The organism is Chloroflexota bacterium (assembly GCA_020161265.1).
Taxonomy (GTDB): Bacteria; Chloroflexota; Chloroflexia; order Chloroflexales; family Herpetosiphonaceae; genus Herpetosiphon.
This window is the reverse complement of record JAIUOC010000001.1, coordinates 750,275-772,095: the sequence shown is the minus strand read 5'-3', so window position 1 is coordinate 772,095 and position 21,821 is coordinate 750,275. Positions and strand designations below refer to the sequence as shown.

Here is a 21,821-nt window from a genome sequence, read left to right as displayed (position 1 = left end):
TAGCGAATTGGCGGAGCAGAAAAAATCGCCGTTTGGCCGTTTTATCACCTAGACAGCCGTGGTATACTCAAGCTAGATAAGCAGATGGGCGACCAATACGGTCGCCCATCTGCTTTAAATGGTTGCCAAAGTTAACCCTGCCAACCATTGCACCGCTACGAGGGTGATTGATCAAGCTCAGAATTAGCAGAGGTTTGCGCTCTTCGCCACTGATCCACAAAAGCGGCATAGGCTGCTAATTTCCGGTCATACGAGTTGAGTAAGCTGAATAACATCTCTTGATCTGGTGATAATAGATCGTTGGGCAATGAACTATAGAGGGCATAATGAATGCCCTGTGATGCAGTGGCAACATCACGGAGCACATGAAAAAGTTCATCAATTAAATCAGCGGCACTTGATTGGACTGAAACTTCTTCCATGCGACACTCCAATATTGTTGAGCAAGCGAGGCCACAGCTTGTGATTATTGTTTGAGCATCCAGCAGGAATCGCGAATAACGAGGCGGGTTGGCACGGTGTGCAATAATTGAGTCGATTCACGATTTTGCAACATATCAATTAATAGTTGAACGCCCAACGACCCCATTTCACGAATCGATTGATCGATTGTAGTTAGGCGGGGCGTGGTTTGCATCGTTTCGGGAATATTATCGAAGCCAATCACCGAGAGATCTTGGGGCACATTGAGGCTGAGTTCTTTGGCTGCCTCAAGCACGCCAATGGCTGTGCGATCGTTGGCGGCAAAAATTGCGGTTGGTGGATTGGGCTGGTTCATCAGGCGATAGGTGGCGTTTTTGCCACAAGCTGAGGTGAAATCACCCTCACACACCAAGGCGGCTTCAAATTCAATCCCGGCTTTTGTCAATCCATCCTTATAGCCTTCGAAGCGTTGGAGTGCGCTCCATGCTGAAGGATGGCCTTGCACGAAGCCAATTCGGCGATGGCCAAGACTTACCAAATAATCGACAGCCTGAATTGCCCCTTCATGATTGGTTGCCACGACGGAAGGCACTTCGGCTCCTGCTCCATGCGGGTCGATCACCACGATTTTGGCGTTTTCTTGGAAGGTTGGGGCTGAGGGCGAGACGATAATACAGCCATCGGTTAAGCCGCTGCTCAATAACGCCACATGTTCGCGCTCCCACGAGGCTCGTTTGTTGCGGGTCGGGCTGCCACTGGTATAAATCAATAAATCGTAGCCCGAATTTTCAATTGCTGCGCCCACGCCTTTGATCACTTCATGATAATATACTTCGATCAACTCTGGAACCAACAAGCCAATCACGTTGGTGGTACGGCTGCGCATACTTTTGGCGGCCAGACTGGCAGTGTAATTCAAGTCGTCGATCACCTGGCGAACTTTTTTATAGGTTTCAGGTGATACATCATCTTTATTATTAAGCACTCGCGAGGCTGTGCTTACCGAAACGCCCGCTGCCTTGGCTACATCGTGGATGGTGACTGTCGATTGTTTTGAACGCACAGCAATACCTCAATATTTAGATGAAAATCTCTGGAAACGATACCGGAAACGATATCATGATAACAGGTTGGTCTTAAATGTCAATTAATTGGCCATGTATGCCCGACGGGTCTAGGGTTTTGTGCTCTGGTTGGGCTACCAACATGTGCTTAGATCGGGTAGTTTTGGATTGGCCAACACAGGCGTAGCCAATCGACTATGCGATAGTTGATCGCAAAACTCTCAATATTTTGGAGTTTTTGGTCAGATCCGAAGATGATTTAAGCGCAAGTATATCATTCATCATAGCTTACCTAGCTGTATCCAACAAGCTGGGTTATGCGTAGATTAAGCTTGTATACTAGATAATGATAGTTACTGATCTGATTGGAGCTAGACGATGAGCATGGTTAATCATAGTACACACAAGCGCTGGAGTTTGCTGATTGCACGGGTGTTGAATGCGCTAAGCTTTGGGTTGAGCCTGATGCTGTTTTACCCCAGCCTGCGCATTAATCAGCTATATGGGGTGTTGGGCTTGGTGGTGGCAATTGGCATGCTTTGGCTGACCAACCGCTTGACCAATAATCCAAGCGAGTATCAAACTCGTGGAATCTATCTGCATGGGGCGATTGTGCTGAGTTTGCTGGTCATTGGCTTTGGCTTAGGTTTTTCGAGTTTGCAATTGCTTGGTAGTGCGTTGATTTGGGCTGTAGTTGGTTTGGTTGATGGCGCGATTCGCTTGCGCAAACCAGCCTAAATCCAAATAGCTCAAGCGTATTTATTTGTAATCACCACCCTTATGACGGCTGGAATGCCCCTCGCCCGCCATCATGAGCGAGGGGTTGGGTCGAGGCAACGGATTGTACTCTGTGGTAAACAGCCCTCTGGCTAGACTTAACCTTAATGTTCCAACTCGCGATAGAAAAAGATTGTGGCATGCGTTGAGCCATCGGCGCTTTGGGAAAAATTGGGAATTGCCCCCGCTGCTTGATAGCCCAATTTGCGATAGAGCGGTTCTGCTTTATCGCCTTGACGTGTATCGAGTACTAACAGCCAACGGCCTTGGGCTTGGGCTTGCTGCTCAAGCTGGTGCATTAATTGTTGGGCAATGCCACGGCGTTGAAATTGTGAATGCACCAATAATTTTTGCACTTCGGCGCGATGGCTGGCGTTGGCTTTGCTGGGCAAATCAAGTTGGACACTACCGACGATCTGATCATCGTGCAAGGCTACCAATAATATTCGTTGTTCAGTTTTCAGATCGCCGATAATCGCTTGCCAATAGGCGCTGGCTTCGGCTTGGCTCAGCGGTGGCAGAAAGCCGATCGACGCGCCTTGGGCAACGCTATCAATTAATAATTGGCCTAATTGGTCGATTTTAGCTTGCGCTTGATTGAAATTGTAGAGTTGAATGCTGATCATGCTGGGTTCCTGTGACGACAGATTGTAACCAATTATGAATCAATTCGGCGGTTTCGCGATACGATGCCTCGAACATCAAATCATGGTTGGCCTTGGGAATGACCCAATATTCGGCATTGTAATGAGCAGCTGAAGGCCGCGAGTATTGTTCGGGAATGCAACGATCCTGCTCGGCGGCGAGCCATAACAACGGTGTTTTGATTTGTTTGGCTGGTCGCCACAAGGGCCAGCGATATTGCAACAACACCAATGCTGATTCGGGCGCAAGCTGGCTATGCAATTGCTTGGGCTTGATGATGGAATCGTCGCTGAGAAACCAAAAGGCTGCGCGTTTGGGTGTGCGAACCGTGGGCGTTGCTGAGAGCGAAAGCCAGCACAAAAGCGTGCCCCAAGGGTCGAGTTTCTGCGCGTGGGCAAAAACTGGGCGCATGCTATGGCTCAGCCAAGGGGCTACCAACACCATTGCGGGTAAATCATCGCCGCCTTTGGCAAGATGCCACTGGCCCAAAGCGCCACCCATACTATGGCCCATGTAGATTGGCTTGGTGGGCAAACGCTCGATTTCGGCTTTGAGCGTGCGATAATAATAACCCAATGTATTCCAGCGATTGGCGTGCTGAGCCGGTGACTGACCATGACCTGGTTGGCTGAAGGCGATGCTTTGCCAACCCCATTCGGCCAGCAATGCTTGCCATGGTTGCCAACACCATGCCCCATGCCACATACCATGGCCCATTAAAATTGGAGTTTGGAAACGCTGTTCTTGCGGAGTATAGATAATCCGTTCGATGCCATTATCCAGCTGATGTTCAATCGTATATTCAATCACACAAGCCTCTTTCTCCACAAATTGAGCTACATGCTGGTAATCCCACCATCAATAATATACTCAGCTCCAGTGATAAAGCTAGCCGCTGGTGAGGCCAGAAAGACGATTAATTCGGCGATTTCGTGGGGCGTGCCCATTCGCTTGAGTGGAATCGAGCGAATCAGCCGTTCTTGAATACTTGGCTCGAAGCCATCCAAAATGGCAGTTTCCGTCCAGCCTGGGCAAACTGCATTGATCCGAATACCAGCAGGAGCCAATTCAATGGCACCAGTTTTGCTCATTTGGATTACGCCTGCTTTGGCCACGCCATATGGCCCAAGGTTGGGCGAGCCAGCCACCCCAGCGATCGAGGCAACATTGACAATCGCGCCGCCTTTGCCACCTGCCAGCATGGCTTGGCTAGCATATTTTTGACCCCAAAATACACCCGTTAAGTCGATTTCTAACACACGTTGCCAATTGTGATTCTCGGTTAAGTGCAAAGGCGCAGGCTGTCCGCCAATGCCAGCATTGTTGATCATAATATCTAAGCCGCCATGGTCGAGGGCAAATTGCACCAAGGCTTGGATATCAGTTTCATGGCTAACATCACAATGGCGAAAATAAGCTTGGCCTGCATTGCTGTGAATCTGTTCAACCGTTGCTAATCCAGCTTGCTCATTAATATCGCCGATGATCACCGTTGCGCCTTGTTTGGCTAACAAATGAGCCGTCGCCGCCCCAATTCCAATCGCCCCGCCGGTAACAATCGCAACTTTCCCGTGCAGCATCCTGTCCTCCTTGACATGCTAGGTGTAGTGCTATTATCAAAAATCAGCAGGCAAAAGTCAAAGGGATGAAGTAAGAACATAGAACATAGAACATAAGAACAGGGGATCGGTTATTGGGGTTGGGGATCAGAACATAGAGCATAGAGCATAGAACATAAGATGACATTAAATCATTCGGGCAATTCGTGCAATTCGTGGCTAAAAACCTAATCTTCGTGCTCTTTGTTGATCAATAGTTAACTTGGAACCAGAATGCTACCTGCTTGGAACGACTCTTGGAACTGCTGCTTGCTATATTAAGCCTACACACTCTCATTGCGGCGCTCCTGTGGTTTGGAAGCATCAGGGCAGTTGGCAGGTTGGTAAACGTGGGACTTTACCAACCTGCCAGCACCGCATTTAAACAACCCAATTAACGCCAAAACCCCGCAGTTGCGGGGCTCTAGCGAGAGAAGAGAGGAGAAGGAGATGCCAACGAGTATAGGCCATTACTCCTAGATTGACATTCCCTATCATGGGTGATTTCGTGGGTGACTTAAGTCATGCCAAAGCGGCGACAAAGGCATCCCACGCTTGGTGGGGGGTGATAGTTGGTGAGTAAAAAGCCGAGCCTGCAATTAGGTTAGTCGCGCCTGCCTGTACGATGCTGGCGATATTGCTAGGTTTAACCCCCCCATCAACCTGAATTACCGCTTCATGGTGACGCTGATCAAGCAAACTTCGCACGGCGGCGATTTTGGCCAAGCTGCGTTCGATAAAGCTCTGACCGCCAAACCCAGGGTTGACCGACATAATCAGCACTAAATCCAGATCGTGAATGATATCTTCGAGACTGCTGACAGGTGTTGCTGGATTAAGCGCCACGCCAGCAGTACAACCAAGCTCATGGATACGCTGAATTGTGCGATGCAGATGTACACTCGCCTCTTGATGCACCGTGATATGGTTAGCTCCAGCTTTGGCATATGCTTCAAGCAGGGTATCGGGATTGCTGACCATCAAGTGAACATCCAATGTGCCTTTGAAATAAGGCCGAATTGCCTGAATCACGGGTGGACCAAACGTTAGGTTGGGCACAAAATGACCATCCATCACATCGACCTGAATCCAGCTACAACCTACTTGATCGGCAGCTTGAACATCGGCTCCAAGCTTGGCAAAATTAGCCGATAAAATTGATGGAGTCAGCTCGATAGCGCGTCCAGCATGGTATCCGATTGGCATAAAACTCCTCGTTGTGTTTAATTATGCACCTCCTATTAAAGCATAGATTGTCCTTTTAGATTTTAGCTACCGAAGCAAATTGAGCGGTTATTTCTTGTAAAATGTTAATTCCTCGAAGCCTGTTTGGCCTTCGATTGCGAGCCGCAGAGTTCCCTCTGGCCTGAGGCTAAAGACCCAAGTTTCATCAGCTTTGATCAGCCTTATTTCATTCTCAGCAGAAATAACTGCATCTTGCTCATCAGTAATTGCACTATCGGCGCAATTGGTTTTGAACCCAATTTTAATGCCACTACTACTCTCGCGAATATTGATATTTGTGATATCGCGTGGTTTTTTGTCGTTGTTCCAACAGCCGATTAATAATGATGCTGTAGCTCCTTCTACTGTTGGTGGTTCTGTGGGCGCTGCTGCCGCCGCTGTGGTCGCGGTAGCCTGAGGGAGATTTGATTGATTTGAGGTAAGCTTGATTTGCTTTGGCAAGCGATCCGCTTGAATATCGACATTAAACATTGCTGAATCATAGCCAGCCTTTTCAATACTCAGCCGCCCTGCTTGCTGGTTATACTCATCGCTGATTGAGATACGTGCAAAACCATTATTATCGCTAAAAGCTTCGAGTGGCGCGAGGTTTGGCAAGGTTATGCTAACTTTGGCTTGGCTCATTGGCTTATTGGTTGTATTGTCGAGCACTTCTACTTGATAATTAAATGTATCATTTGGCATAAACTTCAAGATGCCAATGATTGCAGCAATAATCACTGCCGCCGCTCCGATCCATGCTCCTTTGATAATTGCTTTTGGTTCGGATAACTCAGTTTTAGGCTGTATCATGGTTGCACGTTCACTCATATTTGACGAAGATCCTGTTTGTTGTTGGCTTGGCTGCTGAGTCGCTTGATTTTTGTGTTGATTAATTGCTACCTGAATTGCCGCTATTACATCATTGGTTGTATTGCGTTGGTTGACTAAATAGACTGGCTTGGATATACCATGTTCCGCCAACTGGACTTCTATAATTTGTAACATGTTCTGGTTTTGTACCAATAGCTGTTCAAGCGTGTTAATATCAAGATACTCGTAATTAGTCATAAACCAATCCCCTAACCGTAACTACTAGTTTGATTGACGTAATAAAAAGTGACCTAAAGCTTTCGCTGCTATGCTGTGCGATGAATTTGCCCTATCATACACTATTGGGTAGCTTGGCGAAAGGGGGATTTTGTACATATGTGGTCGTAATTGTAAGAAAATCTTGCTGCTTGTTCCTTTTCCTAACGTTTATTAGCAGTTCATGCTGGGCTTTTCCCTATGACGGTGCAGGTTACGTTGGTAGGTTAAGCCTGGATTGAGAAAGGAATCAGCAGCTATGCTCAAGCGCTATCTCAGATGGCTGGGAGTTGTCGTCGGCTTTTGTATGCTTATGATGCTCATGGCGGCTTGTGAGGGACAGAAACCTAATTATCAAGTTGAGGTGACTGATAGTCTAACGAACAAACCAATCATCCAAGCCAAAGTGACGATTATTCTACCTAATCATTCTCCTCTTGAAGAATATACGGGCAATAATGGGTTTGCCATAATTACCATTAAAGACGAATATATCAATCAGCTTGGGCGACTCAGTATCGAAAAAACAGGTTATGCTTCATATGCCAATCAAATTAACATTAATGTTGAAAGTTTGCCAAAACAAATCAAACTTGAGCCAATTCAAGCTCCGCAGCCAACCCCCACCCCTGAAAACACGCCAATCGCTGCTACTCCTACCATTGATGTATCGACTAGTTGCAACGGTAAGGCTATAAATGACGATTATGCTGGGGCTATCCAAGCCTGCACCGAGTATATCAAGATTAACCAAGCTAAATACGAGGGCTATTATAATCGGGGTATGCTTTATGCGAATCCAAAGGTGCTCAAATGTGCTGATTCAATTGCCGATTTTGATCGAGCTGCTGATCTAAAGCAAGAATTGGCAGATATTTATTATCAACGCGGCTTGGCCTATCGTGATTGCGTTAAGGATCTTGATGCGGCCTACGCTGATTTGACCAAGGCGATTGAGTTAAATCCTCCATATCAGCCAAATGTCTACTTTAATCGTGGGGTGGTTGAAGTTAGCCGCCTACAGCTTGAGGCTGCTAGGGTCGATTTTGCTGCATGCATTCGGCATCCTAAAGTCACGCCTGAGCAGAAACAGGAATGTAATAATTGGCTGATGCAAATTAATCTGGAGAGTTGTACAACTCCTTCGACAATGACGATTATTGGTGGTGCTCAAGCAGCTTCAGCAAATGCTCAGACATTGTTTAATCAAGGTGTTACAGCGATGGGTACAAAAGATTGGGAAGTTGCGATTAACCTTTTTACTCAAGCAATTGACGATACCAACGGTTTTGATGATGCTTTTGCGATGCGTGGGCGTTCGTATCTTAAACTCTATCACGGGACCAAAACTGAAGAATATTTAAATTTATCAATTGTTGATTTACAACATTCTGTAGCGCTTAATCCAAACAATTTTGCAGGCCACTATAACCTTTCAGCAGCCTATACCTACCTCTATGATCTTAAGGATCAACCTGATCATATTATTAACTGTGCAGTTGAACACTCAATTAAATCAAATGAGCTAAAACCTGAGGATGCGTCTGCTTGGAAGAATACCGGGATGCATTTGCTTGATCAAGCAATTGATCTATGCTCAGCGATTAATGCCTTGAACCAGTCGCTGAAGGTGAATCCTAAATACGAGGCAAATTACTTTTACTTAAGCCGTGCTTATGCAATGCTCAACGATAAACCTCAAGCGTTAAAATATTTTGAATTATTAGCCAACAGCAAAAATAGTGATCCAGAGGTTATCGAGCTGCAAAAGAAATTACCAGATGAATTAGCAATTGTAAATGCAATTGATCCAAATACAGTTGTAAAAATATGCCCATAACATAATTTAATTCAAATGCGGCTAATAATAAAGCAACCAGCTAATACTGTAACTGGTTGCTTTTGGCGTTTACAACGGTTGGGCAATTTCCCAGAGGTGGCCAGCCGGGTCGGCAAAGCTGGCAGTGCGCACTCCCCAAGATCGATCAATTGGCCCATTCAGAAATTCTACGCCACGGCTACGTAGCTCAGCATAAATTTGATCGGTATTGGCAACCGTGAGTGTATATAAGGCCCGTGAATCGACGTTGGGCACAGCCATAGGTGCTAGTAATTCAACGGCGGCGCTCTCGGTGAGCAGATTGATTAATGTTGTGCCAAATTGAAAGACCATCGATTGTTCATCGCTAAACACGCTTGGCAAGCCAAATACTTGTTGGTAAAACTGGCATGTTGATTGCATCAGGTTATCGGGCACAAATAGCGTGATCGCGCTGATTGCGCCGTCTGTCCAATCCGTAGGTTGTTGCATTCGCTCCTCCGTAAAACTAATGCTGAAATTATAGAACATATTTGCTGTTTTACAACATGTAGATTCAAAGATTTTAGATTAAAAAGTTCCCTCACGCCTTGGCCTACCGAAGCAGGAACCGGGTGAGGGAAGATGTTTAGCTCTTGAAACGAAACGATGGCGCTAATTCACCGTAAAGTTTACATTTGAAAGATCAAAAAATACATTGTTGGCACAACGCACTTTGATCCGTGCTTGGGTGGTTGCAGTGTTGGGCATGGTAACGGCTTGGCTGCCATCGTTGGGAGTTGAGCTAACCAAGCTGCTGAAGCTGCTGCCACCATTGCTTGAGAATAAAATTTCAACATTGGCGCAGCTAACTGGGGCAGCGGTGGTGCTGGCAACGTTCCAAGTGATGGTACGGCTGCTGTTGCGAGTCCAAGTGACGGCGGTATTCGGCGAGGTTACGGCGAATGGCCCAGCCGCGCTGCTAACTGTCACATTGGCGCTATCAATGGCATAGCTGCCGCCGCCTGCCCGATTATCGCGCACAATCAGCCGGAAAACCATGGTGCGGCTGGTGGTTGGCAACGATTCACCAATTGTCGCGGTATTATTCAAAATATCGCTCAATTTGGGGAACGAGCGCTTAGGATTGGTGCTTGGGTTGAAGCTACGGAAGATTGGGCGTGAGCCGTTGTCGGTGTTGGGTGGTGAGGCCGTGCCCAAGTTATATTGCTCCCAGTTGTAGGTCAGGCTATCACCGTTGGCATCGCTGCCAGTGCCGGTTAATTCGAATGGCGTGCTGCGTGGAATCGTGTAATCGGCTCCAGCATTAGCCACCGGAGCGGTGTTGCCAGTGTTGGTTGCTGTGCCACAGCTTGAGCCGCCGCCAGTCGTGATGAAGGTCGTAATTTCGTTCAAGCTCTTGGAATGGAAATACGGATCGCTATTGGATTGTAAGTTTTCAGCGCCACAAATCCCAGCGTAGGCCATAATTGTCGAGCCGCTGCCAGGCTCGTAGGCGGCGCTGCTAGCGCGATTGCCACCACCACAACTGCCAGTTGTACCATTGAAGGTATGGTTGCCGCCAAATTGATGACCAATTTCGTGGGCCACATAATCAATATCGAATGGATCGCCAACTGGTGCCGATGAACCTGTGACACCTTGGGCTTTGTAGTTGGTTGAACAGACTGAGCCTAACGAGGCTACGCCGCCGCCGCCAGTGCTGAACACGTGACCAATATCATAATTGGCATTGCCAATCACATTGCGAACATTGGTCTGATTTTGGCTGAGCATCGTAACCCCATTGTTGTTGGTGTAGGGGTCGGTGCTGGCGTTGGTATAAATGATATTGCTGTTGTTGGCAACCAATACCATGCGTACCGCAACTTCGCGTTCGTAAACTGCGTTAACCCGATTGACGCTGGTGGTGATCGCCGCCAAGCCTTTGGCAACGGTTCCACCATGATAAGCGGTGTATTCGCCAGTGGCGGCCATGGCCAAACGGTAGGTGCGCAATTTATCGCCAACCGCTTTTGGTGCTGCCAAACCATCGTCGGTCAATGGTAGGTCGATTACATAATCTTCGACTTGGCGATCGGCCAATTTTTGGCTGCTGGGCACAAAATTTTTGCTATCGTAAACGATGTAATGTTGAGTATCGCCAGCGCTGTAGGGATCGATGAAAATCCGGCCTTGATCGCCTAAAATTAAGCCATGAAAGCCTGCGGGTGTCAGATCCAAGCGCCCGCTCAGATTGGGAGTATCCACCCCAAGGATTAAGTAGGTGCGAATTTCGGGGAATTTTGCTGCTAGCTCTGGCTCCATAATCGGCGATTCGACAACCCGAAATTGCTCGAATTTGCCATTAGGCATGGGCAATTGCAGGGTATACAACGAGTTTGCCACCGACTGATCTTGCTCTAGCGGCGCTTTGGCCAAATATTGGCCCAATCCAGCGACATCAAGCGCAACAGTGCGATAGATCGTTGGCACAATTTGGCGAGCGCCTTTTTGGGCAATCCGACTTTCCTTCACATCTTGCCAAAAACCATCGGACGAAGCGGCGGTAGGAGTGACGAGCGTGGCTGCGGCAAAGCTACTCAACAATGCGACCACCAAGGCTGCAACGATCACCAGCGATGAACGTTTTCCGGGCATGCCAAACCTCCTAGGGGTAGAAGTGGATACCCAGCTATTATACATTAAATTATTTAATTAATTTTGAGGTTTGTTAATTTTTAGCAAGACTTTAAGCTCCACGTCGATAGTGGGCAAGCGATTGATCGAGCCATGTTTGAATCGTGGTCAGGCTAGTTGATCCAATAAGTTCTAAACAAACTCGCTGTGGTGGACGGAAGAGATAGAGTGGGTAGCGTAAATCAATATACTTTCTATGCCAAGCAATAAATGGCGCAGTCAGGCTACCTGCAACCTGAAGTTCAAGGCTATGACCTGCGTGCCATAAGCGACCGAGCATGCCGGCTGGCTCAAGCATCCATTCTAAGGCCCAATCAGGCTGAGGATTAAAGCTGATCGTTGGCCAAGCGTTGATCAGCGCCTTGCGATAATCAACCCAATTAATCTGGAGCTGATCAGCAAGGCTGCTTGAATCAATTGAGTCATCAATGCTGGCCTGTGGGTTGTAGGCGCTAATCACAAAATAGGTTGACATATTTAATCCTGCACAAAACTTGACCATGGCTGCAAATGTGAGCGCCACGCAGTCATACTATTCTCCCAAAATACGGCCTGACAATTTCCACAGCGATAGATCTCAATCCGATCGGCTAGTTGGCCGGAGCCATCGAAGCTGTGGGCCGTGTTGTAGAGCATGTGCTCGGCGCAAGCGGGGCAACGTTGGGTTTGTTGGCTAATTGGGCGTGGTTTGTGCCAGCCGTTATGCGCCATGGTTACATCGTAGGTTCCTTGAATATGCTGCGAACCTGGCTCTGGCGGCGTGATTGCGGGAGTTCGTGGGTGGAGCAATTCAATTAATGATTGATTATCGACTGCATAGGCGCAGTGTAATGCCGTCCAGCCTTGTAAGCGCCCCTCTGTGAGTTGGGCAGTCGGATCAGCCTTGGCTTGCAACAACAATTCAACCAGATCAAGCCGATTGGCTAAGGCGGCATAGTGTAATGCCGTGTAGCCATAGGGCGTTGCAATTTGCACATCCGCGCCCCAAGCTAGCAATTGTTGTATGCTTGCCAGCTGTTGCTGCTCAACTGCCCAGTGCAAGGCGGTGCGGCCAAAATGGTCAGTTTGATTGATGTTTGCGCCGTTGGCATAGAGTGTTTGAGCACCAGCTAAATCGCCGTGAGCCAAAAGCTGGCTGAACCCCAACAATCCAGCATGATTTAGTGCATGGATATTGGCTCCGCGTGCCAGCCAAATCTGCCATGTTGTTTCGTTTGCTGTACAAACACGCTCAGCAAACTCTTGATCGAGCAAGGCTTGGTAGGCTGGGGTTGTAGACTCAAGCTGGGCTAGCATCGTTTCAGCAACCAAATCGAGCAGCATTAAATTGCTGACTATTGGCCGATTTGAGCGTTGTTGACGGATCAGCATTGGGTAGTTGAGGCTTGGGTTATCACCAACTAAGCGGGTTAAATCGGCTCCAGCCTCAATTAATCGCAGCGCAAATTGGGGATAAGAACTCAGTGCTAGCTGTAACACGGTTGTGTAATTGCGATATGAGCTATCAACATTTACGCCTCGCACCAAAAAATCGTGAACATAGTGCTCATGTTGAGCGGCAATCGCTGCGCCTAAAACATCGGGAGCATGCAGATCGGCTCCAGCCTCGATTAATTGTTGGGCAAAGCCGAATTTTTGCGTTATAAGCATGCTTGGCAGCAGCTTTGGGGGAATTTGTGGTTTGAGGCTGAGGAGCCAGCTAAACAATTCGCCAGCCTCTTGATCAATAATCTCGGCGCTAGCCACAACTTCAAGTGGTGTTTGCTCCATCGACCATTTGCCATAGCCTGGCAGATTAAGCTCAGCGCCATAAGCCAATAAACACTCGGCCAAATCGCGGCGTTTGTGGGCTAGTACATAGGCTAATGGTCGCCAATGTTCGCGCACCTGTGTTTCGTTGCCAATCTGCTTGATTGTATAACTTGGCTGGTTGGGATCGGCTCCCATCCGCAGAAAAACCTCGATCAACGTGAGATCAGCACTTTTAGCCGCGCAAATAGTGCTGATCGCTGTGTGAAATGGCATTAAGCCTTGTGGATTGAGTGTATTAATCTTCGCTCCATTCGCCAAGAGTTGTTGGGCCATCGCAGGGTTGTTGAGCTGGGCCGCAGCATGTAAGGCGGTTGCATGCGGTTTCGCCATCGCACAATTAATGGGTGAGCCAAGCCGTAATAAACGATCAACTAAAACATCTGCATTGTGCCAAGCAGCCAAACACACGCAGCTATTGCCCTCGCTGGTTATGGCGCTGGCCAATGCCCCGTGATCAAGCAAAAGATTGGCGATCGCCATATGACCTTTAATTAATGCAGCATGTAACGGGGTGCGAATTCTGGTTGGCGGGCCTTCAATTGCTGCGCTATTGGCTAATAACCATTCGACAGCGGCTTGATGCCCGTTCCACGCTGCCAACGTGAGGGCCGAAATACCATTATCCGTCGTTTGATCAATATCAACCGCTTGGCCTAACAACCATGTAAGTAGTTGGAGATTGCCACTGCTGGCAGCATACAACCATGGCGTGAAATTTGAATCAGCTTGAGCATGTAGATCAGCGTCGTTATGCCAAAGCAATTGGGCCAACTCGAAATGGCCGTTGAGACAAGCCAAATGTAGTGGCGTTTGTTGTTTATAGCTTTGAGCATGGCAATTGGCTCCATGGCTCAGCAAAAGCTCAGCTATCGCATAACGATTGTAGATCGCTGCCCGATGTAAGCTGATATAGCGGTTGTCTTGCAGTGATTGGTTGGGGTTTGCACCAGCGCTGAGTAATGCGGCGATCAGGGTTTCAGCTGGTTGACTGGCAAGCTGATAAAGGGCATGATCAAGTGCTTTTTGCTTCCAAACTGGGCCAGTTTGCAAATGCTCAAGTATTTGTTCGTAGGCTTGGTGTTTGAGCAGTTTTTTTAATGAATTGAGGTTCATGCTGCACCCCTAGATACCAATTAACCCCAGTATAGGGCTAGCATGGAGCACTGACAAGCCATCATTATCATGTGATCAATGTTGAGCAGCGAGACCAAATCGAAATTAAGCTCATCGATTTACGTGCTATGCTGGCCCGCTAAGCAAGCTAGACAGCCACAATCCTGCTTGCTACACTGAGCTATAACTCTTTCTTTGCAGGAGGTGTATTGATGGAGAGTATCTGGAAAACCAGTGTTTGGCAGCAGTTCGGGGCGGCAATTGCCATGCTAGAAGATCCGATTGTCCGTTGCCCCGACCAGCTCTGGACGAGCGTTTTGTGGGAAGATCCTGACGATCCGCGCTATGGGCAATTCTGGTTTGTAGCCTATCACACCTTGTTCTGGCTAGATCTCTTTTTGACTGGTTCGAGTGAGGGGTTTAAGCCGCCAGCGCCATTTGTTCGTGGTAGTTTGCCAGCACAGCCGTATACCAAAGCGCAAGTGCTTAGCTATCTACAGGATTGTCGCCAGCGCTGCAAGGCAACGATTATGGGCTTGACCGCTGAAAAGGCCCAAGAGCGCTGTGTTTTTGAATGGATGCAGCCAAGTTTTCTAGAACTTCAGCTCTACAGTATGCGCCATGTGCAAGAGCATGCCGCCCAATTGAGTTTAGTGCTGGGCCAGCAGGGCATTGCAGGCGCTGATTGGATTGCTCAGGCCGAGTAAGCCTAAATTGTTGTACTTATCAGTTAAGAGAACAATCCAAACCTAATTGGTTGGGGTTGTTCTTTATTAATTAAATGATGGTAGATCTCGTAACTTCGAATGACGGGGCTGCGTATCGCCAGCAATAGTGATAGAAAGGTGGAGTTATGCAATTTCGAAAACTATTTGTTGGCTTGCTGGTCGGGAGCTTGCTGGCGGCCTGTGGCAACCAAGCCAGCCCGTTGTCAACCAATGCATCCGCGCCCACTGATCGACCAGCGCCGACCGAAACAATGGTTGAGGTAACGGTTATTTACCTTGATGCTGATGATGAGTATGAATCCTCGTTTGAATTTGCCTCAGCCAAAGAACCAATCGTCAAAGGCGAAAGGCTGATTATGGCTAGCACCGATGTTTCTTTCTCGTTCAAAGTCATTGATTTTGTGCGCGGTGAGCAGGCTTTGGCAACAATTGCCACGATTGATCCAGCGTATACTGGCCCACCAGATGGGTACGAGGTTGGTTTGGTTCGAGCAGAGATAAGCCATGGAAATGTTCGCCCAGAACCAGTTGTTTTTGATGGTTCGATGATTGCGTTATTGGTTTTGACTAACAATCAATATCAGCCAGTGAAAACTATGCAAGGCCTACCATGCTGCTTCGAACCTCGGTTTGATATCCCGGTTGCCAAAGACGATCAGATTGAAGTCTATTTTCCGATCTTGGTTGGGGTTGATGATCCTGCTCCCTTGCTAGTGATCAATCGTGACCAGTCGGATAATGAAGATGCCCGCCATTTTGCGTTGCAATAAGCTGGCGAGGGTTGGTTAAGCGATTTCTTCCAAGTTACCGACAAGATTAATAGCATTCTAATGTCGATACCCTGAATGCTCTGGTATGATTAAGTCAAACCTTCTCCTCTCTCTTCTCTCCCACAAGCGACCCCCAGCGGGTCGTTTGTGGTTTTAGGCATAACAACATTGACACCATAGCTATGATGAGCCTTAGGTTCGCATATTATTCGGGTAGGTCGTGAGCAGGCAATAGCCGAGGAAGGAACAACGATGGCGCTTCAACGGATGGACAATGTGTTGATCGTGGTTAACGATCTTGCGGCTGCAAAGGCGTTCTTTATTGAACTTGGCATGGAACTTGAGGGCGAGATGCCATTGGCTGGGCCGTGGGTTGATCAGGTCGTTGGGCTTGAGAATGTACAATGTGAAATTGCAACCTTGCGCACTCCAGATGGTCACGGGCGGGTCGAGCTAACCCAATTTCATACTCCAGCGGCAGTGAATGTTACCCCAAACAATGCCCCTTCGAATGCCTTGGGTATCCGACGGATTATGTTTGCCGTTGATGATCTTGATGCCGTTCTGGCTCGCTTGCGCCCACATGGTACTGAAATTGTTGGTGAAATTGCCCAGTATGAGAACTTCTATCGGCTCTGTTTTATTCGCGGCCCCGAAGGCATTATTCTTGGGCTTGCTCAGCAACTTACGTGAGATGTATGGTTAGTTGTGTGGAAATGAATGTATGCTGCACTCAGCGACAATGACGAGCATTATTGAGCAATTATATCAATGTTTTAGTGGCTACCCGATCCCTGATCATCCGACTGGCTGCCCATGTTGTGTGTCTGCCGATGACTACCAGCGTCTACGTTCGAAACCGCTTCGCCAATTAACCAAGCATGATCTTTGGCCTTATACGCTTAGGGCGCTGAATACTTGGGGCGATGAAGACCAATTTCGGGCGATCGTACCGCGATTTTTAGAACTGTGCGCTGATAGCTCAAGCTTCTTCGACCGCGATATGCTCTTTGGTAAACTGCGGTTCGCTGATTGGCACACTTGGCCAGTGCCAGAACAACAGCTTATTCAAGCCTATCTTTGGACACTTTGGCAAGAATCGTTTAATACCTTGGATTATTCAGTGGGTGAGCTGTTGTGTGCCATTGCCCAAACTGGGCTTGATCTCCAACCATTGCTCATGTACTGGGATGCGCAGTTGCAGACGCTGACTGGATTACAACACTATGCCGACTTTCTTGATTTGCATATGGCCATGATTATTGGCCAAAACCGCTTACATGGCCATGGATGGGCGAATCGTGAGCAGGCAACAGCTGGGGTGATTGACTGGGTGATTGACCCTACTCGCCGTGAGCGAATGACTACAGCGTTTGCGAACAGCCAGCGTGATGAGGAAAGTCGGTTGCTGGCTCGCATCTTGGAATGGTTTGATTTGTATCCGTGACCTGAGGTTGGCTCCTCGTATTCAATGCGCTAATGAAGAGCGCCTAGGAGGATAGATGTACAATGTTGGCTGGCGGGCATTGTCATATCGCGATGCTACCCGCGTGGATTGGCTTTTGGGTAGTGATCGTCCGCTGTTGACCCATGTCTGGTATCCGTGTGATCCTGCTGTACCGCAGATGCCCATGGTGATCGGCCCACCGGATAATCCGCTCTTTAATGCTGGTGATGCCGCACCCGATGCTCCTATGCTAGAAGGTCAATTTCCGCTTATCTTGCTCTCCCACGGAACGGGCGGGGTTGCCATGCAACTTGGTTGGCTTGCTCGCGTGCTAGCAGCTCATGGATACATCGTTGCTGGTGTCAATCACCACGGGAATACAGGCCTTGAACCGTATGTGGTTGAAGGCTTTACACGAGTTTGGGAACGTCCGCGTGACCTGAGTGCAGTCCTTGATCGGCTGCTCGATGACCCACACTTTGGTTCGGCTATTGACCAATCACGAATTGGCGCAGCAGGGTTTTCCCTTGGTGGCTACACCATATTAGCGCTTGGTGGTGCTCGGCTCGACTTAGCCACGCTTGTGGCTGCCTATGCCGATGCGGGTCGGCCTTTGACTTCAATTGCTCCCCCCGAATTTCCTGATGCAGATGCGGTGGCTCGGCAGCTTGAAGCGTTTGCGGCACACGCTGAACATCGTCAATCGTATCGCGATGAGCGTGTTCGCGCTGGTTTTGTTTTGGCACCAGCGCTTGGCGAAGCATTTACGCCCGATGGACTGGCGGCGGTGGATATTCCTGTAATGATTATCGCCGGAGCAGCGGATACGAATACCCCACCCACTGTTAATGCCCAGCGATATGCTATGCACATCAAGGATGCGGCATTAACGTTGCTCGAAGGGTCGGTTGGGCATTATGTATTCTTGGCTGAATGCACTGAGGCAGGGTGTCAACTCATGCCAGAACTGTGTCTTGATGCGTCAGGGGTTGATCGGAAAGCGATTCAGCAGCAGGCGAGTGCATTGGCGCTGAGCTTCTTTGATCGTCATCTCATCTAACCATGGTTGATTCAGATAGCCCCGATTTCCAAGTAGGGAAGGATGCGGAATGGAACCATGTAGGTATTTGAAGCACATCATATCAATCTGTGTCAATCTGTGGCTAAAATGGCAGCCTTCGTGCGCTTCGTGTTCTTCGTGGTTCCATTCCCCGATCCCTACGCGATTATTTGATTGGCTTTGCAGCGTCAGGTTGCGGTGCAAAGATGAATTGGGCCGCAGCTGCTACCAGTTCATCAGGGTCGGCCTGATATTCGGCTAGCCGTTGATAATCGTCAGGATGCCAACCACGCCGTTTGATTTTGAAGCAAAAAGCCGCTAAACCGATGCGCCGCAGATAGGGATCGCTGGCTTGGTAGAAGTAGCTTTCAAGTTGCTCAGGCCGACCAATCCAAATGGTATTTGTGACGTTTTCAATCACTTCCAACACCACCCGAAATGTATCAACATTCAACAAATCTTGTTGGCGCAGCTGTTGTACGAAGTTAAACCACGCTTGCTCATCGTAATAAAGCCCCGCTAACTGAATTTGCAGGTGGGTAGTTAATCGATCATGGGCCAGTTCGGCAATAACTGCGTTTGCTGCTGCATGGGACGTTTGCCCATAGCGTACTTGGCTATTTAGTCTGCTCATCAGTGCGTTGATAACAGCCCGATTTGCCAAATTGGCGTGCACAATTTTAGTAATAACCGCTATGTCCTTAATTGCATAGATATTAATAAGCGCTGTAACCGCAAAATCTCGGAGCTTCTCAACCCCTGAAGTCAGAGCCTTGGTCAATGGTTCAACCAAAACTCGCTGGGTATCGATACCATAAAAATAGTAACAGCGACCGATTGCTGCTTTGCGCACCTCAAGGTTGGGATGCTCAATTAATGCTTTGAATAGTCGCAGTAGTTGGGGAAGCCTGCTTGGTGGTTGGCCTGCCAGCGAAATCGTCGTGAGACTTTCGACGACGGTTGGTTCGTCATGCCTGAGTAAGCGATCGAAAATCACCCAAGTTTCGTTTTGGCTAAGATAATTATTGAGCGCATGGACTAAGGCAATCCAGACATCGTGATGTAACTCCAGGGTGCTCCAGCGTAATAACTCTTGATAGGCTGCTTGGTTTTTGAGATCGCCGATCAGCCGTAGAGTTTCTTTGGCAACCGTGATTTTGGTGTTTGGTACATTGCGCAAAATTGCGAGCGCTTGATCGGTTGGCATGCGCAGCAAAACCCGCCGCAAGGCATAAATTGCCACGCGTGCCCGCGCATCGTCCAAGGCTTCGATTAGGGTTGCCACGCCATCACTGGTTTCGCGGCGGCTCAAGGCCTCGATCGCTTTATCGCGCAAGACCACAATTGGCGCATCAAGTTGGGCCAATTCAATCAAGCGGGTTGGCGCGACTTCGCTGAGGTAGGCCAAGCGTTGGGCGTACTCGACCAAATGTTGGTGCTGATGATCGGTTTGCTCGGTTTGTTTGATCAGCGCTTGAGCATAGATCTGTTGTTGTTTGGTCGTCCATCGTTCAAAACCGCGTTGAATTGGCAAAAGATAGGAAGATTTGCCAGTGCTAAATTTGCCTTTGTAGCGTTGAACTGGCAAAAATGGCGTGAGTAAATCTTGGCGTTGAGTAAGGACAACGCTGTGTACTAGTGGTTGGGTGATCCAGCTGGGGTCGTTGGCCAGCAGCCGTGGCACAATTTGATTAAAGGTTTTACGGGCATGATGGTGAAGAGCATACAAAGCCCGACTAGCCGCCCAATCGAGTTGTTCATTGGCAATTTGTTCGAGCAACGTCAATAATTCGGGCACAGCTTTAATCGCTTTGCCGATAAAATTGACAATGCTCAGAATATCTTCGATTTGTTGGCGGCGCTCCCAGGTCTGCATAATTGGCAAGAGCACGGCGCACAAGGCTTGGGCTTCGTTGGCGTTGAGTTCGCGGCCATAGCTCTGCACGAAAATTCGGCCTCGTTCACGGCTAATTTGGCCGATTAATCTGATACTGGCCTGTGGATGTACCGCCAGCAATTTGCTCAGCCAGCGTTGCAATAAGTGAATGCTGGCATCCGAGCAATCGCGGGCATCAAGGCTTGCGCGAATAATCTGCTCGATGCTAGGTAGATGTTCGGTTTGCCAACGCCGTGCTGGCAGTTCACTCAAGGCGGTGAACATCTGCTTTCGTACTGGGTCTTGTTCGTTGCGCCGAGCTTGCACGAGATCTAAGACGGCTTGGGCTTGTTCGGGCTGATAGCGCACAATATTGATTAATGCGGCAAGTGCTTCGCCGCGATAGTCGGCATCGTTATGTTTGAGCGCTGGTTGCAAGGCTTCCCAGGCTTCGTCCCAAGGCAAATAGGCAGCATGGCGAATATTCAACCGCAGATCAAAATCTAAAGCTGGCATCTGCTGCACTCGTCGAGCCTCGTATTGGCGCTCTTGGCGTGGTAAGGCCTGCCAGAGTGCATCTTCGCGCAATCGCACTTGTTGTTCATCATCTTGATACCATTGGCGATGCTGAGCGGCATAGATAGCTGAGCGATATTCAAGCGGGGTTTTGCCAAGCCATAAGGCTGGCCGTGGCAAAAGATTCAGCTCAGCCAGCCGCAACACTTGCTCCAAGCTTAATTTTTTCAGTAAATTGCCCCATGTCATCGCGCCTGCTTGCTGGTGTTGGATGCTTAGATCGGCAATTGCTTGTGGTCGGCGATAGGCTAGCTCTTGCAACGGCATGAATTTTAAGGATATTTGTTGATTCAATGCTATTTGTACCAGTGCAAGTGCTTGATCGGGATAATCCTTGGCGATTTCGGGCAGCGCTTGATTGAAAATCGTCAGCTTATGCCAAATGCTGTGGTTCTCGTTTTGTAAGACGATTGCTAGGGCTTCGGTAGCGGCATGCGGTTTGAGGCGGGCAAAATGGCTCCATGCTTGCGGTTGTAAGTTCGTGATAATTGCAGTTTGGTGCTGGTTGTAATAGGCTTGTGAGCCAAAAATCTGGTAGCGTGGCAGTTGCTCTGGCTCAAGTGTCGCTAAAAATGCGTCGATCAATCCGAAGCGTTGCTGTTGGCTCAATAATTTGAGTATGCTGCGCCATAAGGCTGGGGCGAGCTGTTGCAAACTGGCTTCAACATCGGCATCGCTGCCATACACCACAATTAATTTGATCGCTAGCTGCACCAACGATTGCGCTGGATCGCCGATAAATTGGCGAATCAGGCTGCTATTATGGCTGCCATAACAACTAAATAAGGCTAATCGGCGTTGGTAAATGCTGGGGCTTTGGGCTAATTGGGTAATTAATTGGCTAATTTGCGGATTGTTGCTGGCTTGTTGGCCAAGTTGTACAATGCGTTTGATTCGTTGGGCATAGCTTAATTGCTCGAACTCAGCCAATAGGTGATCAAGATTCATTGATGTACTCCCTTCTACATGCTGTGGGTTTGAGGGTTATTAATATCGATCCAGAAAGGCCGAAACCACGAAGAACGCGAAGAACGCGAAGGAAGCTGCATTGCCAAGCAATCCCTGCGTACCATGCAACCAACATTCGTGCCCCTTCGTGTCCTTTGTGGATCATTCACTTG

At 48.5% G+C, this 21,821-nt stretch carries 19 protein-coding genes; 7 read left to right on the top strand and 12 right to left on the bottom strand.

The features are described from left to right. Positions 1-155 precede the first annotated feature (155 nt). Positions 156-422, bottom strand: coding sequence for a hypothetical protein (locus LCH85_02735; GenBank protein ID MCA0350890.1), 267 nt, complete (start codon positions 420-422; stop codon positions 156-158). A 44-nt stretch (positions 423-466) separates the two neighbouring features. Further along, positions 467-1,486: a LacI family transcriptional regulator gene (locus LCH85_02730; GenBank protein MCA0350889.1), complete on the bottom strand. Its 1,020-nt coding sequence runs from the start codon at positions 1,484-1,486 to the stop codon at positions 467-469. 379 nt (positions 1,487-1,865) lie between these two features. Here LCH85_02730 and LCH85_02725 point away from each other — a divergent pair, with 379 nt between their 5' ends. After that, complete coding sequence (locus tag LCH85_02725; protein ID MCA0350888.1) at positions 1,866-2,225, top strand: hypothetical protein; 360 nt, start codon at positions 1,866-1,868, stop codon at positions 2,223-2,225. A 143-nt stretch (positions 2,226-2,368) separates the two neighbouring features. Here the strand turns inward: LCH85_02725 and LCH85_02720 are convergent, their stop codons facing one another. The 5 genes from LCH85_02720 to LCH85_02700 form a co-directional block, all read right to left on the bottom strand. Next, positions 2,369-2,890, bottom strand: a complete 522-nt coding sequence (locus tag LCH85_02720) for a GNAT family N-acetyltransferase (protein ID MCA0350887.1) — start codon at positions 2,888-2,890, stop codon at positions 2,369-2,371. Next, on the bottom strand, positions 2,847-3,719 hold the full coding sequence (locus tag LCH85_02715; GenBank protein MCA0350886.1) for an alpha/beta hydrolase: 873 nt from the start codon (positions 3,717-3,719) through the stop codon (positions 2,847-2,849). The genes LCH85_02720 and LCH85_02715 overlap by 44 nt, the downstream gene beginning before the upstream one ends. A 26-nt stretch (positions 3,720-3,745) precedes the next feature. Beyond that, positions 3,746-4,489 (bottom strand): SDR family oxidoreductase, encoded by a 744-nt coding sequence (locus tag LCH85_02710; protein ID MCA0350885.1) that lies wholly within the window; start codon positions 4,487-4,489, stop codon positions 3,746-3,748. Between the two features lie 540 nt (positions 4,490-5,029). After that, entirely contained in the window at positions 5,030-5,713 is a 684-nt protein-coding gene (gene rpe, locus LCH85_02705) for a ribulose-phosphate 3-epimerase (protein ID MCA0350884.1), read from the bottom strand. Between the two features lie 87 nt (positions 5,714-5,800). Further along, on the bottom strand, positions 5,801-6,802 hold the full coding sequence (locus LCH85_02700) for a hypothetical protein (GenBank protein ID MCA0350883.1): 1,002 nt from the start codon (positions 6,800-6,802) through the stop codon (positions 5,801-5,803). A gap of 277 nt (positions 6,803-7,079) precedes the next feature. Here LCH85_02700 and LCH85_02695 point away from each other — a divergent pair, with 277 nt between their 5' ends. Then, on the top strand, positions 7,080-8,660 hold the full coding sequence (locus tag LCH85_02695) for a hypothetical protein (GenBank protein ID MCA0350882.1): 1,581 nt from the start codon (positions 7,080-7,082) through the stop codon (positions 8,658-8,660). A 69-nt stretch (positions 8,661-8,729) separates the two neighbouring features. On the opposite strand, the gene LCH85_02690 is transcribed toward LCH85_02695, so the two are convergent. The 4 genes from LCH85_02690 to LCH85_02675 form a co-directional block, all read right to left on the bottom strand. Next, entirely contained in the window at positions 8,730-9,131 is a 402-nt protein-coding gene (locus LCH85_02690) for a VOC family protein (GenBank protein MCA0350881.1), read from the bottom strand. A 162-nt stretch (positions 9,132-9,293) separates the two neighbouring features. Beyond that, complete coding sequence (locus LCH85_02685) at positions 9,294-11,279, bottom strand: M12 family metallo-peptidase (GenBank protein ID MCA0350880.1); 1,986 nt, start codon at positions 11,277-11,279, stop codon at positions 9,294-9,296. A gap of 91 nt (positions 11,280-11,370) precedes the next feature. After that, complete coding sequence (locus LCH85_02680; protein ID MCA0350879.1) at positions 11,371-11,793, bottom strand: hypothetical protein; 423 nt, start codon at positions 11,791-11,793, stop codon at positions 11,371-11,373. Positions 11,794-11,795: 2 nt separating this feature from the next. Next, the gene (locus tag LCH85_02675; protein ID MCA0350878.1) at positions 11,796-14,243 is read right to left on the bottom strand and encodes an ankyrin repeat domain-containing protein; all 2,448 of its coding nucleotides are present in this window, start codon (positions 14,241-14,243) and stop codon (positions 11,796-11,798) included. Between the two features lie 212 nt (positions 14,244-14,455). Here LCH85_02675 and LCH85_02670 point away from each other — a divergent pair, with 212 nt between their 5' ends. The 5 genes from LCH85_02670 (at position 14,456) to LCH85_02650 (ending at position 18,248) form a co-directional block, all read left to right on the top strand. Then, entirely contained in the window at positions 14,456-14,950 is a 495-nt protein-coding gene (locus tag LCH85_02670) for a DinB family protein (protein MCA0350877.1), read from the top strand. 146 nt (positions 14,951-15,096) lie between these two features. Further along, positions 15,097-15,741: a hypothetical protein gene (locus LCH85_02665; protein ID MCA0350876.1), complete on the top strand. Its 645-nt coding sequence runs from the start codon at positions 15,097-15,099 to the stop codon at positions 15,739-15,741. A 252-nt stretch (positions 15,742-15,993) separates the two neighbouring features. Continuing rightward, positions 15,994-16,434 (top strand): VOC family protein, encoded by a 441-nt coding sequence (locus LCH85_02660; protein MCA0350875.1) that lies wholly within the window; start codon positions 15,994-15,996, stop codon positions 16,432-16,434. A gap of 31 nt (positions 16,435-16,465) precedes the next feature. Next, positions 16,466-17,188 carry a hypothetical protein gene (locus LCH85_02655; protein ID MCA0350874.1) on the top strand — a complete coding sequence of 241 codons (723 nt, stop codon included), beginning with the start codon at positions 16,466-16,468 and terminating at the stop codon, positions 17,186-17,188. 55 nt (positions 17,189-17,243) lie between these two features. Continuing rightward, positions 17,244-18,248 (top strand): peptidase, encoded by a 1,005-nt coding sequence (locus LCH85_02650; protein ID MCA0350873.1) that lies wholly within the window; start codon positions 17,244-17,246, stop codon positions 18,246-18,248. Positions 18,249-18,414: 166 nt separating this feature from the next. Here LCH85_02650 and LCH85_02645 read toward each other — a convergent pair whose 3' ends face one another. Next, on the bottom strand, positions 18,415-21,648 hold the full coding sequence (locus LCH85_02645; GenBank protein MCA0350872.1) for a hypothetical protein: 3,234 nt from the start codon (positions 21,646-21,648) through the stop codon (positions 18,415-18,417). Positions 21,649-21,821 lie beyond the last annotated feature (173 nt).